Consider the following 15,789-nt stretch of genomic DNA (forward strand, 5'->3'; position numbering starts at 1 on the left):
GCGCGCCAAATCGGCTACTGCCGGTTTTCCGGCGGCAGCGCGATCTGGAGCTTGCGCACCTTGCCCCTGCCAACGATGTAGCCGCGTCCCGGAATGAAGTCGGTGCCGACCCGTCCGAGTGAAGTATTGAGGAGGCTGTCGCCGTCGATGTCGCCCGGATTGATCAGCAGTCCCCTCCTGCCCGACTTGAACGGTTGCGCTAGCGACCACGCCGATGACCAGGTGGAGGTTTCGGATTCCCCCACCACCCACTGGTCGGCCTTGATGGACGCCGCCACGAGCCTTTCGATGCCGGACTCGGCCAGGGTGTCCGTGAACTCCGTGAGTCCCTCGATGAAGATGGCCACCTTGCCCGGATTGGCCGAGGCGTGGTCGGTGAGCGCTTCCACCGCCTCCTCGACGTCGTCGGCCCCCACCAGCGAGCGGTCCCAGACCGGCAGGGACGCCACGGCGGACTTCCTGGCGGCAAGGTATACCAGTTCGGCGTCGGGGTTGGACCGGCGCAGCGCGTAGGCCATGGTCACCAGGGCCACGGTGCGGCCGGCGCCGGGCGGGCCGGCGAGCAGCAGGGGCCCCTTGGCCATGAGCGTGGCGGGCTGCAGTGTTTCGTCGTCCACACCGATCACGGGAAGGTCCGGGAGTCCGGCAGGCAGGATGTCCAGGTCGATCTGCTCGGGCAGCCGCTCGATCCGCGGAGCCCTTTCCACGCCCTGGCGGAGCATGGCCGCGCTGAGTTTGTGGACTTCGCGCGCCTGCAGGGCCAGGTTGGAGTTGCCGCCGAGGACGGCGAGCTGCACCTCGTGGCCGCCGAGCAGCCCGCGGCCGGGAGGCGAGGCCTTGCCGAGGACGTCCTTCGGCACGTCCATGGTCAGGTAGTCGTCCTCGGCGGACAGCCGGAGGACCAGCCGCCGCTGGATGGAGGCGAGCAACGACGCCGGGACGGAGTTGGGGCGGTCACCGGTGACAACGAGGTGGATGCCCAGGGGACGGCCGTCCGTCGCCAGCTGCAGGAAGAGGTCCCAGAGGCCCGAGAGCTTGCTGTACTCGTAGGCCTCGCGGAAGGCCGACATGCCGTCGACCAGCACGAAGATGCGCTTTTCATCCGGCCGGCCGGCGAGCGTGCGGTACTCGCCGATGGTGGAGGCACGCACCTCGGCGAAACGGCTCGCCCGGTCCTCGGCGAGGTCGCCGAGCCAGCGCAGGAGCCTGCCCACACGCTCCACGTCGTCGCCGTCGATGATTCCGCCCACGTGCGGGAGCTCCTCAAGCATCTTGAGCCCGGCGGAGCCGCAGTCGATCCCGTAGACGTGGACGGGGCCGCCGCGGGGCGTGACGGCAGCCGCGATGGCGATCCCCCGCAGCGCGGCGGATTTGCCCGAGCCGCCCGTGCCGTAGATGGCCATGTTGCCGTCTTTGTCCGGCTCATAGAAGACAGTGGGCTGGTCCTGGTGTGCGGGGTCGTCCGCAACTCCCAGAAGGAGCCGTTCATCGGTGCGCGGGTTGGGCAGCAGGGAGAAGTCGTACGTCGTGGCCAGCTGGTTCAGCCACGGCTTCCGCGGCGGCTCGATGGCCAGCAGGTCAGCGGCGGCAATGACGTTGGCGGTCATCCTGGCGATGTCGTTCGGCCCGGCGGGTTCGTCCTGCACGCTGGTCTCGGGGGCCGGTGTTTCCCACGCGGGACCCGACCCGAAGGCCATCTCCACGATGTCGATCTGCGGGCGCTGCGGGCGTTCGGTGGTCCAGCCGCCGGCGTAGCCGGTCTGGAAACCCTGGATGCGGCCCGGACCGGTTTTCGCCGCGCCGCGGCCCGGGATGGAGGGGTCGAAGTATGCGGCGTCCGGAACGCCGAGGATGTCCGTGGCGTCGTCCTCGTCGGCCATGCGCAGCGCCACCCGAAGGTTGGTGTTGGCACGCAGGCTTTCCTTGATGACGCCGGCGGGCCGCTGGGTGGCGAGAATCAGGTGCAGCCCAAGGGACCGGCCGCGGGCGGCAACGTCAACCACGCCGTCCACGAACTCGGGCACCTCGGTGGCCAGGGCCGCGAATTCATCCACCACGATCACCAGGTAGGGCGGGGCCTCCGGATCGGCCTCGCGCTGGAGCGCGAGCAGGTCCTTGGCCTTCTTCCTGTTGAGCAGGTGTTCCCGGTAATGGAGCTCGGCCCGCAGCGAGGTCAGGGCGCGGCGCACCAGGTGCGGCGAGAGGTCGGTGACCAGGCCCACGGTGTGCGGGAGGTGGACGCAGTCGGCAAACGCGGCGCCGCCCTTGTAGTCCACGAACAGGAAGCTGACGCGGTCAGGGCTGTAGGCAGTGGCCATGCCCATCACCCAGGACTGCAGGAACTCGGACTTGCCGGCGCCGGTGGTACCGCCCACCAGCGCGTGCGGTCCCTCGTTCTTGAGGTCCAGGTGCAGGGGCTCCACGCCCTTGGACCCCACGAGGGCACGCAGCGAGCCGTTGTCCTTGCGGTTGGCAACGGCGGTGGAGCGGACGGAGTTGTTCTCCTGCCAGCGTTCGGCCACGGCCTGCGGGTTGTCCAGGAAGTCCTTGCCCACCAGCGCGGCATAGGACACGGCGCGCGGCAGGTTCGAGTCATCCTCCACCGGCTTGCCCGCGTCGACCACCGGCGAGAGCATGCGGGCCAGCTGGCCGGCCAGTTCGGCGTCGAGGCTTTCGCAGCTCACGGGGTAGGTGTGGCGTCCCAGCCGGACCTGGCCGGTGGTGGTGCCGTGCTCGCCGTCCACCGCCATGAAGTCACGGCAGGCCGCCGGAAGGGATTCGACGCCGGCAGCCACCCACAGCACGTGGACACCGGTATCGGGTCCGCGCTCCACGAGCCGGGTCAGCCGGCCGCGGTCCACCGGCGCGTCATCCTCGACGATCACCAGCACCGAGGGCAGCACCGGCGGCGGAACGTCCGCGGTTTCTTCGAGGACGCCGGGCCGCTGCGCGGGGCCCTGCGCTGGGCTGTGCGAACGCATCGCAGTTTCCCGGAGTTCCACAAGGTCCTCGAGGCGGGCCAGCAGGCTGGTGCCGCCTGCCGAGCCGGCAGCAAGGTGGTCGCCGGCGAGCGGGCTGTGGCTCGAGCCGACGTGCGGCAGCCACTGCAGCCAGTTCCAGCGTTCCCTGGACCGTGCCGAGGTGACGGCGGCAACGGCTACTTCCGCGGGGGAATGCAGGCCCACGAGCTGGAGCACCACTCCCCGTGCCACGTCATCGACGAGTCCGCGCGGCCCGGCGAGGCCGAAGGAGCCGGCGGACCGCAGCTGGGATACCACCGGCACGCCCTCGATGTGCCGGAACTGGTCCAGGCAGTCCTCGACCTCGCGCCGGTACTCCGTCTCGGTTTCCGCGGTGTTCGGCTCCTCGAACGGAATCCGGGACGGCACCGTGCCCAGCCCGAACCGGAGGGCCAGGAAGCCGGAGTGTTCGGGCCGGTGGGTCCAGAGCAGGGGGCCAAGCTTGTAAATGGAGTCGACCGTGTCACTGACGGACGGCGCTTCCTGGAGCCGGACGGCCCGCTCCACGCGCTGCAGCTCGGTGGTGTCCTGCCGGAAGGCTGCCATGGCCTCCCTGAACTGCTTCAGCTGCTCCTTGCGTTCACGCTTGTTTTGCAGCTTCTGGTCCACGTAGTGGCCCACGATGAACAGCGGCATCATCAGCATGAACAGCATGGAGAGCAGGCTTTGGGTGACCGCGAACAGCACCGCGCCCATCATCAGCGGGGCGATGAGCATGATGTAGGGGAAGGGGTGGTGGTCCTGCCGCTTGGGTCCGGCCGGGGGCACCCGCTTGCCGGGGGCGAACCGGGGGACCACCCGGGGTGAACGGTTGAAGTCCACCAGGGGCGACGTCGGAGCTGCCGCGCCGCTGCGCGCCAGCGGCACCACGGTCAGCTCGGTGTCGCCCAGGGTTACGGTGTCGGAGGAATTCAGGGTGGCCCGGGTGACCGGCAGCCCGTCCATCTGGAGGCCGTTGGCGGAGTTCGTGTCCACGATCTCGATGCTCTCCCCCACCGTGATGCGGGCGTGCCGCTTCGACGTCAGGGGGTCGGTGAGCCGGACGTCCACGTTCCGGTCCCGTCCGATGTAGCTGGTGCCGGAGGGCAGCGAAAACTCCCGGCCGGCGTTGGGCCCGGAGACGATCCGGAGCGTCGCCGCGGCGGGCCCGCGGTCCGCGGCAGCGCCGGCGTCGTTCGGGTTACCGAACTGGTCGCTCACCTGGGTAAGCGAAACAACCGACCCGGGCCGCAGCCCGGATTCGAGGAGGTTGTCCGCCCGGTCGAGGACGATGCCGCGCATACCCCCGGCCACGAATGCCTCGTCGATCCGGAGTGAAAGGTTCGGCGGAGCGGGCTCCTGCCGCCGGGCGGGATCGGCCGTCCACAACTCGGTGGCGATGTCCGCAACGGTGGCGCGGCCGTCCACGGTGACCGCCAGGTCCTTGGCCTCGGCAGGATCCCGGCGCAGGGTCAGTCGGATCCTCATGCTTCGCCGTCCCCGCGCATCTTTTCCAGCAGGTGGAGGTCGTCGGCGGTGACCAGGTGCGAGGTGACCGCGTGCTCCACGAGGCGTGCCCGGCGGTTGGTGGCCAGCTTGCCGCCCCCGGCACGAAGGCCGGCCACCCCGGCCCGGTCCAGTTTGTCGCACACGTTGTCCAGCTTCCGGTTGAACCGGGTGATGGCCCAGCCCAGGGACCGGGCCGCCTCTGCGGAGGATGGAATGGCGCTGAATCCGGTTCCTTCGCGCCGGAGCATGGGCTCGGCGAGCGCCACGATGAGTGCTTTTTGGGAGTCCGTGAAGACCACCGGGCCGATCGTGGTGTCGCCGCCGCTGGTTTCGCTGCTGGTCTCCTGCCGGAACGACGGCGTTTTCAGGTGGACGGCGAACTCGTAGGTGGTGGGTCCGGCCGTGAAGATGATGCTGGTGTGGCTGAAGACGAGCGGCAGCCGGGCCCCGGGTGAGAGCCAGGCCTGCATGCCGCCGGATCCGTCGGCCACCGTGGCGGAGAGCCGGCTGCCCACGTTGCTGAGCCACCAGATGCCGTCGTACCTGGCAATCTGCAGGAAGCGGCGGTGCAGGTACGGGTTGTCGTCCACCTCGAGGTCGCCCTCGCGGCCGATGCTGAAGATGTCCTCATCGGTCGGTTCGTACCACTCGCCGCAGAAATCTATGGCCAGGTCTCCCATGTTTTCCCGTCTTGTCGTTGGGTCTGTTGATGCTGCGCGGCGGTTGGTGCTTCTCGCGCCGCAGGCTGCTAAAGGCAGGCGATGGAGTCCTCGCCGGCGGGTGATGCGGATCCGTCGCTGCGGACGATGATCACCTGGACGCAGGTGGGTTCCGCCGGATTCGCCGTGACCTCCACCCGGGTGGCCGGCGTCGACAGGTAGCTTCCGCCGCCCTTGACCGTTTTGATCCGCCACTTGTAGGTGTCCCCGGGCTTGGGCTGCGGGTTGGTCCAGGTGAAGCGGACCTTCCCCTGCGCGCCCGCGCTGCCCGCCAGCTTGGCGACGTCGGGCACGGACCCGTCGTCGATGGCGTCGGCGGGCGGTTTGCTGACCGTTTCGGTGGGGCCGGCCTCCGGCTGCGGCGCGGCCGATGCCACCACAATGCCCACGATGACCGCCAGCACCAGGAGCGTTCCGCCGGAGATGGCGAGCCACAGGTTGCGTTTCCCGTGGTCCGCCGGCTGGTCCCCCGGATGGCCGGACGCGTCATCCTCCGCAGCTTTGGGCTGATTGCTTCGCAGGACCGTGGCGTCGGCCCAGTCGTCCGCTGCCGGCTCCCGTGCCGCTGTCCGTCCCGCTGTCGCCGGGGCCGACGGCGGGATGCCCGGCGCCTGCCCACTGACCGGCCCCGGTGTCGGTACAGCAGGGCCCGGGGCAAGGCCCGGTGCCTGCGCGGCTCCCCCGTCCAGTGGTTTGGTGCGGGCCGGGAACGTGGGGGCGCTTCCGGTCCGGTCCGGGTCGATGGACGCGACGTTGCGGACGCGCGTCTCCTCCACGCCGTCGTCCAGGTGCACGTCCTCCGGCAGGCGTTCCTCAAGCACCTCGAAAGGCGTGACGGACAGGTTGAGCTCGGCCTGGATCCGCTGCAGCGCCAGCGCGAAAGCGTGGGCCGACGAATAGCGTGAGGCCGGCGACTTGGCCATCGCCGTTGCCAGGGCCAGTTCCAGGGATTCCGGCACGTCGGCGCGGCTCAGCCGGGGCACGGGCATGTTGGTGATGCGCGAAATGAGCTCGCGCTGGGAGTTGTCGGCGCCCGGCAGCACGAACGGCGACCGTCCGGCCAGCAGTGTGTACAGCGTGGCGCCAAGGGCCCACACGTCCACCAGCACGCCGTCGACATTGCCGTCCCTGAACTGTTCGGGCGGGGACCACGGGATGGACATCCCGGCGTCCTCGTCGACGTCGCCGGCCAGCGTGCCGGAGATGCCGAAGTCGGTGAGCGCCGGACGGTTGTAGTCGGTGACCAGGATGTTGGCGGGCTTGATGTCGCGGTGGGCGATGCCGGCCCGGTGCGCCGTTTCGACGGCGGAGGCCACCTGGATGCCGACGGCCAGGACCTCGTCCACGCTGAAGCGCTGCCGGCGGTACCGGACGTCCAGGCTGGGCCGGGAGCAGTATTCCATGGCGAGGTAGGAATGCCCGTCCTCGGTCACCTCGGCTTCAAAGATGGTCACGATGAAGGGGTGCGACGACAGCTGGGCCATCAGGTTGGCCTCGGACTCAAACCGGCGGCGGGCGCCCTCGGTCTTGAGGCCGGACAGCAGCACCTTCACGGCCACCTTGCGGCGCGGCCGGTCCTGCTCGTAGAGGTAGACGTCGGAAAAGCCGCCCGATCCGAGCAGGCTGACGTAGTTGAAGCCGGGGATGCGGGGCGGCGGCGCCGCCGGCCGCTTGGAACTCACAGGATCTCCTCAAAGCGCAAGGAAACGTCATCGCCGAGTTCTGCGATGTCGCCGTCCAAGACAATGGCCATTTCATTCTGGGCGAGGCGCCGCGGCGGTTGCCCCTCGCGGATCAGCACGGTGCCGTTGGTTGCTTTCAGGTCGCAGAGCATCACGTGCCAGCCCTCCAGCCGGACCTCCACGTGCGACCTCGAAATGTCGCCGCCGGGGCTGGCAACCTGGACCAGCCGCGGCATGGTTCCGCCCTGGACCCGGGACACGGACGGCTGCCGCCCGATCACGAGCGACTGTTCAAGGTCGATCAGCTCCCCCGTGGACAGGCGCAGCCGGCCCAGCCGAGGGCGCGGCACCTGGATCGCGACGTCGGGCAGCTGCGCCCCGCAGGTGAAGCACTGGCCGCTGGTGGGAGGGTTGGCGTGGCCGCCGGGGCACACCCTGGCCAGCACCAGGGGGCCCTCGCCTGCCGCAGCGCCTTGGCCGGGTTCCGGTCCCTGCCCTTTTCCGTGGCCTGCCTGCTGGGCACCGGGCTGCTGGGAAGTGGGGAGATCGCTCTTGAGGATGGTCTGGCCGTCGTGGTCGCCTTCCGCCGCCTCGCGGGGCTCGGAGATGAACGACGGCGGGACCTGAGGTCCTGGGATAGGCTGCGGCGCCGCCGGCGCTGCGAACGACGGCGGCACCGCCGGTCCCGGGGCACGGTCGCCGCCGGTCGCCCACGGCACTGAGTCGATCAGTCCTGACAACGCAGGGACGGACGGTGGCGCCGGAGCTGCTGCCTCAGGGGCAATATCCGGCTGGTCAGCTTCCCGCTGGCCGGATTCCGGCGGGTCGGCTTCCTGGCCCGCAGTTTGCTGAACCGCCGTCTCCCCGGCTGCGGGAGCACCGCCGTCCTCCTCGCCGGTCCGCACGGCGGCGTCCTCGATGCTGCGCACCACGGTCTTGTCCCAGAGGTGGTCGTAGGAGCCGGTGAGTTCGGTGGCTGGGCTGTCTTCCCTGCTGAGTGATTCCTCGGGCAGTGATTCCTGGGACCGTGCTTCCTGGGACCGTGCTTCCTGAGGCAGGTCTTCCTCAGGCAGTGTCCCGGCAGTGGCGGCGCCGGTCTCAGTGAAGCCCGTGACGGTTTCCTGCAGCCCGGCGACGGTCTCGGCCGACGCCTCCAAAGTCGTGGCACAAGTAGACGTGGCAGCAGTAGACATGGCTGCAGTAGGCGTTGCAGCAGTGCGCGTTGCAGGAGTTTCCGGCCGGAAGGACGGCGCACCCCCGGGTCCGGTGACGCTGACCCGCAGGGACTGCAGCAGCACCGCCCCTTCCACCACGGGCAGTTCAGCGACGGGCAATTCGGCAACAGGCAACCCGGCGGCCGGCATGCCAGCGACGGAGCCGGGCTCCGACGGACCGGACTGCGCTGACGCGGCTCCGGGCACCGCCACGCTGAACCACTCGGGTGCATCCAGCCACCGCTCGGTCCAGGTGGTGACATTCCGGCCGTCGAGGTTCACGGGACCCGACGGAAGCTGGACTGCCAGGTCGATGTCGCCGCGCAGGAATACCCGCAGCGAGTCACTGAACCCGATGATCCCGAACCACGGGCTGGCGGACAGCGGCGCACCGAACCCTCCGGTCACGGCATGAAGAACCTCGGATGCGTCCGGGCCTTTCGCCAGCAGATCCCACACCGCGCTGACCAGCGGGGCCGGGGTGGACGGGTCGAGGATCACCGCAGTTCCCGACCGGATGAGGCCCAGCCATCCACCGGGGACGTAGCTAGCTGCGGCCATTGACCGGGTCCTCGCTTCCGGCACGCGGCAGCGTGTCCTCCTCTTCCGCGTCAGCCGCGGTCCGGGGCGCCGTCGTCGCGATACCGGCATCGTTGAGCACGTTCCTGGCATCGACGACGATCACCGTGATGTTGTCCCGGCCCCCGCGCCGCAGCGCTGCCTGGATCAGGGCATCCACGGCCTCTTGCGGGTCCTCGACCGTGCTGAGGATGTCCAGCATCTGTCCGTCCGTCAGCTCGCCGTTGAGACCGTCCGAGCACACCATCATCCGGTCACCTTCCTCAATGGGCAGGAGCCAGTAGTCGGCTTCAGTCTCGTCGCCCGCGCCCAGCGCGCGCGTCACGACGTGCCGGCGGGGATGAACCGCGGCCTCCTCGGCGGTGATCTCGCCGCTCTCGACGAGCTCCTGGACCTCGGAGTGATCCACGCTGACCTGGGAGAGCCGGCCCTGGCTCAGCCGGTACGTCCGGGAATCGCCGATGTTCATGACCAGCCAGTAGGGAACACCCATCTGTTCCACCACCACCACGCCGCTGAGCGTCGTTCCGGCCCGCGAGCCGGTGGCGGAGCGGATCGATTCGTCGGCGCTGGCCAGGTACTGCTGCACCACTCCCGCGGTGGCTGTCCGCTCCCCCGTGGCCAGTTGCGGCAGCTGTGCCAGCGCCCGCACGCATATGCCGCTGGCTACCTCGCCGGCTTCATGGCCGCCCATGCCGTCCGCGACGGCGAACACGGGATCCGAGGCAATGTACGAGTCCTCGTTGAGCTCGCGGCGAAGGCCCCGGTCCGTTCCGTAGCCGTAGCTCAGCCGGAGGCCAGGCTCGCCGCCGGTCCCTGGAGTTCCGGCCACCTGCTGTGAATTCATGCGTGTCCTACGTTGAAGGTGCGGTCCCCGAAATGAACTGTCGTTCCGGGGCTGACATATGCGGGCACGCCCGGCTGCAGCGCCGTGCGCATGCCGTCGGGTGTGGTGACGGCGCTGCCGTTGGTCGAATGGCGGTCGGTGACCCAGAGGCCAGTGCCGTCCGTGAGCAGGTGGAGGTGCGTCTTGGAAATGGTCCTGCCGGGGTCCGGCACCGCCAGCAGCTGCGCCTGTGATTCCCCGGCGGCGGGGGCAGGATTGCGGCCGATCAGGACGGTCCGCTCCAGGCGGAAGTCGCGGCCGTCGTCGAGCGTTATTCGCAGCACCGCCTCGGGCGCGTCCTGGCGTACCCCGGCGCGCACCTGGGTGCGGTCCATGGCGTCGTCCGGGTCAATGGCGTCGTCCGGGTCAATGGCGTCGTCCGGGTGAGTGGCCGGGGCGGAATGAGCGGCGTCGTCCGGGTGAATGGCGGTACCGGGGTGTACAGCGGGGCCCGGGGCCGCAGGGGGGCCCGGGACAACCGGGGTCCGGGAGGCAACCGGGGAGGCAACCTGTTGCACCGGGGGCAGGTCCAGAGGTGCGAAGCTGTACGGACCTTCGATGCCGCCGGTGGCCACGGGGTTGCGGCCGTTCACGACGTCGAAGACAAGGGTCTTGGCAGCGCGGTCGTGCCATCCGCGGAGCCTGCCGTTCCGGTCCCAGGCGCTGGATGCTGCAACGACGACGGCCCAGGCCGTTCCGATCAGCAGCAGCGGCCCCAGGATCAGCCCGGCGGCGTCGAACCACTTGAAGGCGGCCACCAGTACCGCGGCAAGGACGGCCAGCAGGATGCCGGCGCCGGTCACGATGCCCCGCAGGAACACAGCACCGAGGCCCGGCGCGTAGCCGTCCTTGTCAGTGCTGCGGATGCCCATGAGCCGGTTGCCGATGGTGTTGCCTGACCGGCCCTCGACACTTGCGACGGCGAACGCGTAGGCAAGGGTCAGTCCGGCTCCGATGCTCCCAAGGAGGGCCAGCCGGCTTGTGTCGTAGATGATGAGTCCGGCGCTGCGTGTGCTCGTGATGCCCGCGAATCCGAAGGACAGCAGAACCGTCAGGATGGCCACCGGCGCAAGCCAGTCCAGGACGGCTGCGCCGAGGCGTTTGCCCGGCGCCGCTGGAACCAGCGCAAGAGTGCCTGACATGTCCGATCCTTCCCCCAGCCCTACCGGGATGCTACCGGGAATCGGAGCGGCTTGCCTCCCGCCCCGGCTGGGCATGGCGCCACGATCTGGCCGGGCTCCCCAGTTAACCATGGCTCCCCTGTTGGGCAGCGGGGTGCCGCAGGCGCCGCAAAAGCTCGCACCGGCGCGGACGGGCTGCCCGCAGCGCAGGCACGGCCCTGTCCCTCCGGCAGCTCCGGGGCCCTCGCCGGTTCCGGGCCCCTCGCCGGTCACAAACGGCCCGGTCCCGGGCGACCCGTTCACCGCCGGAACCCCCGCGCGGCCAGGGCCGAACGGGCCTCAGCCAGCAGCGACCGGGGCGAGAAGCGCGCCTGCTGGCGCCGCCAGAAACCAACGGTTCCGGTCATCTCCCTGAGCGAGCCGTCCACGACGTTCCAGTACTCCCGCACCTCATCCTCGCTCGGCTGGCCCGCTCCGAAGATGGAGGCGTCAGCCCGGTGCGCGAGCAGGGTTGTGGTGGTCCCGGCGGCGGGGAACGCCGCGGCCACTACCGCCGCCGTTTCCCGCCTGGTTGCCCGGTTGTCCACGGCGGCACCCATGTCCGTTGCCAGGCTGAGGACCTCGTTCCAGCCGCCCCCGACGCGCTGGGCAGGATCGCCGCCGGTGAAGCGGGTCTTCCGGCGCCGGGACTTGAGCAGGGCGATGAGCAGCAGCGGCAGGGCAAGGATGCCGACGGGAATCATGGCGATGCCGATGGCCGTGAGGATGGGACCCCAGAGCAGCCAGGGGTTGTTCTTCTTCTCGTCGGCGTCGAGGGCGTCGGGAGAGGAGTCCGGCGGCAGGTCGGCCGGTTCCTGCGGCGGTGGCGGCGGCTGCAGGACCTGGGGCTTTGGCTTGGACTTGTTCTCCGGATCGGGCGGGATGGGAATGTTGTCCTTGGGCGGTGTGGGGTCGAAGGCCACCCACCCCACCCGGTCGAAGGCCACCTCCACCCAGGCATGGACGTCCTTGCCCAGGATCCTGATTTCGCCGGCGCCGTTCTCCGGGCTTTTCGGGTCCGGGTAGAAGCCCATGACCACGCGGGACGGGATGCCCAGGTGGCGAAGCATCAGGGACATCGCCACGGCATACTGCTCGTCGTCGCCCAGCATCTGCTTGGCGGTCAGCAGGTCGCGGATGCGCGCCGCGCCGTGTCCGGAGACGCTCGGGAGCTGCCCGTCGGCGATGAGCCCGTTGCTGAAGGCGCCCTTCTTCTGGAAGTGGGCCTCGATCTGCCGGACCTGGTCCGCGGCGGTCGGGGCGTCCGCGGCGAGATCATTGGCCTGGGCGCCCACCACCGGCGGCACGTCGGTGGTGTCCGGCAGGCTGACCCTGGCGAAGTCGTATTGCGTCAGCTGCCCGTGCTCAAGCTTCACCGGGTCCGAGACCTGGACGGTGTAGGAATCGCCGCGGGACAGGCCCTGGGTGGTCACCGCGGTGTCGGTTCCGGAGTTGAAGTACAGCCCCGAGGCGGCGCCGGATGAGCCCGGGCCGAAGCTTAGTCCGGTCGTCTTGCGGCCGCCCGGGACGAAGTAGCCCTGGTAGTCATCTACGGTGATGTCCAGACTGTAGTCGTTCGTCGGCACCGCGTCCGTGGAGTCGGCGAGCGTGTTGATCGATTTCGCATCGCCCACCTTGCTGAAGCTGCCGGAGCCGTTCGGATCCATGGTGTAGTTGGTGCCGTTGAAGGAATCGAGTGCCCCGAGCCGGACGCGTGCGTCCTTGGGCAGCCCCTTGACGGTGAACAGGGCGTCGTCCTTCTTGTCCTTGACGAAGTTGCGGAAGCTCGCCAGCGGCGTGACGTAGGCCTTGGGGTCAAAGGGGGGTACGACGACGTTGCGGAGGACGCGCCGCTCGTCACCGGCGGCGATCAGCGGCGATACCGCCGCGGTGATTCCCACAGTCGCCGCCAGGACGGCGGCTCCGGCCGCCAAACGGCGCATGCGCGCCTTCCCGGCCGTGCCGGCGTCGTGCTGGGGGCGGTTCACCGAGACCTTGTGGGTGTCGTGCCGGCGCAGGGCGTCCCGCCGGAAGGTGGCCCAGGCGATGCCCACCACTGTCAGCGCGATGCCGCGCTCCACGGTCAGGAACCCGGCGTTGGTGCTGAAGGCGATGCCCGTGACGAAAAGGACCAGGACCGGCAGCAGCGGCCAGTAGGGGCTCCGGATCCGCCACGTGAGGACCCCGGCGGCGGCTGCCGTGATGAGTGAGCTCAGGAAGGGGACGATCAGCACGCCGCCCGCGGTGCCCACGGGCACTCCGACGGTGAGCATGTCCTTCCATGAGAAGACGACGCCGAGCAGCAGCGTCCGCAGCGATTCGAGGCTGGGGAGGAATCCAGCGACCGCGGCGTCGGGCACGGCAAGGGCCGTCCCCAGTACCAGGTAACCGCCGAAGGCCAGGGCCGTGGTGATCAGCAGGCCAAGCCGGAAATGGGCGTTGCCGGCAGCGATGCCCAGGCCCAGGATGATCCCGCCAAAGCCGGCAACCAGGTAGTGGGGGTCGCCGCCGAAGCTGAGGCTGAAACCGAGGACACCCAGCCCGAGCAGAATGGTGAGGGCACCGCCGTCGAGCACAAAATGCCACGGCGGCCGGCCGTCCGCGAACGCGGACCCGGCAGCAGGCCGGGCTGAACGGCGGGGGCTGTCTGGCCGACGAGGGCTGTCTGAACGGCGGGGGCGGAGTCCGGTGGCCTCACTCATGCTGCAGCCTTTCGCAGGACGGAGGGAAGGTCGGCGAGGTCACCGACGGTGAGGACGGCCAGGTCGCCGATGTTGGCGCGGGCCGGGGCAGCGCCAAGGTCGACGAGCACGGCGAGGCTTCGGACGCCGGGCGGCACCGAGGCGGCGGCCGAGCGCAGCTGGGTGGGCGACACGTGGCTGCCCACGACGAAGAAAACTACCGAGGCGTTAGGCACCGTGTCGGCCAGCGTGCGGGCGAGGTCGACGGCGGTCTTCCGCAACGGGGTGCCGACGATCCGGGTCATGTCGTCCAGCATGTTGCGGCCGGTCTCGCAGCGCAGCGGACCGGCCTGCGTCAGGACGTCCAGCTCGCGCTGTTCGCGGATGGCCTGCCGGCCGATCGACGCCGCTGCCGATATGGCCAGCTCGAACTCCTCCTCCGACGCGTATTCGTCCGTGTTGATGGACAGCGAAATGGCCAGGTGGGCGCGGCGGGTTTCTTCAAACTGGCGGACCATGAGTTTGTTGGTTCGGGCGGTGGTTTTCCAGTGGATGTGCCGCCGGTCGTCCCCCGGGACGTAGTCGCGCAGGGCGTGGAAGGAAACGTCCGCGCTGGACAGCTCCGTGGTGGGCATGCCTTCCAGGTCGCGGATGAACCCGGCGGCGGAACCGGCAAGCGCCACGGTCCGGGGGTGCACGTACAGGTCCTCCGGTTCCGTCCAGAGCACCTGCCGGCGGAGCAGGTGCAGCGGATCAGCCCGGACGGAGCGCACCGGGCCCACCACGATGACGGCTCTGCGCGCCGTGGGAATGGTGAAAAGGTCCTCGTGCACCTGCTGCGGCTTCATCCGCGGGAGGTGGAAGACGGCGGTGGCTGCCCCGACGGGCAGTTCGAGGTCAGCGGGCAGGAGCGGCCGGGCAGAGGTGTTGGACACGGCGATGCTTCCGACGGCGCTGTCCCCCACCGCCACCCTGGTCCGGGCGAGGTCGAGCACCACCCCGTAGGAGGACCGCCCCAGGATGAAGCCGACGGCGATGACGAAAAGCACCAGCGCCGCAATGGCCGCCGCCTTGGCTTCCTGCCAGCCGTAGGCGCTTCCGGCCGCCCACAGGAGAATCGCGGCGGCCAGCACCGACCAGCCCAGGACGCTGACCACGGACAGCACGGGCCGGACGTGCCGGCCCCAAGCGCCGCCGGCTATCCGCCAGGCGGGACCCAGCGCCAGGCGCGCAGTGCTGGCGGCATCCCGCCACACCCTGGACGGGCGGCTTTGGGGCCGCAGCCCCGACAGCCACATTTTGGTCAGCCGCACTTTGGGAAACTGCACCCTGGACCTCTGCACTTTAGACGGCAGCGCGCTGCTGCGGCGCTGCGACATCGGCCAGGACGCGTCCAAGCACGGCTTCGGCCGTTGCCCCGGAGAACTCGGCTTCGGGGTCCATCACAAAACGGTGCGTCCAGACGACGGCCGCGAGGTCCTTGATGTCGTCCGGCAGGACGAAGTTGCGCCCCTGGCACGCGGCCCAGACCTTGGCCGCCCGGACCATGGCGAGGGCGCCGCGCACCGACACACCCAGGCGGGTCTCGGGAGCGTTGCGGGTTTCCTCGCAGAGCCGGGAGATGTACTCAAGCACGGCGGTGTCGACGTGCGTGGTGGCGGCGAGGTCCGCCATGTCGGCCACGGCCTGCGTGGTGATCACCGGCTGCAGGTGCCGGGACCGGTCCTTGAGGTTGGTTCCGCCCAGGAGCTGGACGGTGGAGGCGTGGTCCGGGTACCCGATGGACGTCTTAATCAGGAAGCGGTCCAGCTGGGCCTCGGGCAGCCGGTAGGTGCCCGCCTGCTCGATCGGGTTCTGGGTGGCCAGCACCATGAACGGCCGGCCCGCTTCGTAGGTGGTGCCGTCCACGGTGACGCGGGACTCCTCCATGACTTCCAGCAGCGCCGACTGCGTCTTGGGCGAGGCCCGGTTGATTTCGTCGGCAAGCACGATGTTGCTGAAGATCGGACCCTTGTGGAATTCGAACTTCTGGGTCTTCTGGTCGTAGATGGTCACACCGGTGACGTCAGAGGGCAGCAGGTCCGGCGTGAACTGGATGCGGCTGTTGGAGCCCTGGACGGTGGCCGCCAGGGCCCGGGCCAACGAGGTCTTTCCGGTGCCCGGGGCGTCTTCGAAGAGGACGTGGCCCTCGGCGAGCATCGCGGTGAAGGTCAGGCGGATGACGTGGGCCTTGCCCAGGACAGCCTGTCCCACATTGGCGACGAGCTTCTCGAACGTCCCTGCAAACCAGGCGGCCTGCTCGCTAGTCATTGTCATGGTTGTTCCTCTTCTGTGTCATTCCAGACATATTCGTTCCTGGC

At 69.6% G+C, this 15,789-nt stretch carries 9 protein-coding genes; all 9 read right to left on the reverse strand.

Annotation, left to right across the window (positions count from 1 at the left end; translation table 11 throughout):
- Positions 1–14 precede the first annotated feature (14 nt).
- Positions 15–4,487, reverse strand: a complete 4,473-nt coding sequence (locus AC57BR_RS05845; protein ID WP_496358829.1) for a type VII secretion EssC family protein — start codon at positions 4,485–4,487, stop codon at positions 15–17.
- The gene (locus AC57BR_RS05850; RefSeq protein WP_496358830.1) at positions 4,484–5,188 is read right to left on the reverse strand and encodes a hypothetical protein; all 705 of its coding nucleotides are present in this window, start codon (positions 5,186–5,188) and stop codon (positions 4,484–4,486) included. Before AC57BR_RS05850 ends, AC57BR_RS05845 begins: the two co-directional genes overlap by 4 nt.
- A gap of 68 nt (positions 5,189–5,256) precedes the next feature.
- Complete coding sequence (locus AC57BR_RS05855; RefSeq protein ID WP_496358831.1) at positions 5,257–6,909, reverse strand: serine/threonine-protein kinase; 1,653 nt, start codon at positions 6,907–6,909, stop codon at positions 5,257–5,259.
- A complete protein-coding gene (locus AC57BR_RS05860; protein WP_496358832.1) occupies positions 6,906–8,684 on the reverse strand; it encodes an FHA domain-containing protein in 1,779 nt (592 codons plus the stop codon). The genes AC57BR_RS05855 and AC57BR_RS05860 overlap by 4 nt, the downstream gene beginning before the upstream one ends.
- Positions 8,671–9,549, reverse strand: a complete 879-nt coding sequence (locus AC57BR_RS05865) for a PP2C family protein-serine/threonine phosphatase (RefSeq protein ID WP_496358833.1) — start codon at positions 9,547–9,549, stop codon at positions 8,671–8,673. Before AC57BR_RS05865 ends, AC57BR_RS05860 begins: the two co-directional genes overlap by 14 nt.
- On the reverse strand, positions 9,546–10,730 hold the full coding sequence (locus tag AC57BR_RS05870) for an RDD family protein (RefSeq protein WP_496358834.1): 1,185 nt from the start codon (positions 10,728–10,730) through the stop codon (positions 9,546–9,548). Before AC57BR_RS05870 ends, AC57BR_RS05865 begins: the two co-directional genes overlap by 4 nt.
- A 278-nt stretch (positions 10,731–11,008) precedes the next feature.
- Positions 11,009–13,450, reverse strand: a complete 2,442-nt coding sequence (locus AC57BR_RS05875; protein WP_496358836.1) for a transglutaminase TgpA family protein — start codon at positions 13,448–13,450, stop codon at positions 11,009–11,011.
- Positions 13,447–14,727 carry a DUF58 domain-containing protein gene (locus AC57BR_RS05880; protein ID WP_496359023.1) on the reverse strand — a complete coding sequence of 427 codons (1,281 nt, stop codon included), beginning with the start codon at positions 14,725–14,727 and terminating at the stop codon, positions 13,447–13,449. The genes AC57BR_RS05875 and AC57BR_RS05880 overlap by 4 nt, the downstream gene beginning before the upstream one ends.
- Before the next feature lie 46 nt (positions 14,728–14,773).
- The gene (locus AC57BR_RS05885; protein WP_496358838.1) at positions 14,774–15,745 is read right to left on the reverse strand and encodes an AAA family ATPase; all 972 of its coding nucleotides are present in this window, start codon (positions 15,743–15,745) and stop codon (positions 14,774–14,776) included.
- Positions 15,746–15,789 lie beyond the last annotated feature (44 nt).

The organism is Arthrobacter sp. BGA-UO-ETr-C19 (assembly GCF_059568005.1).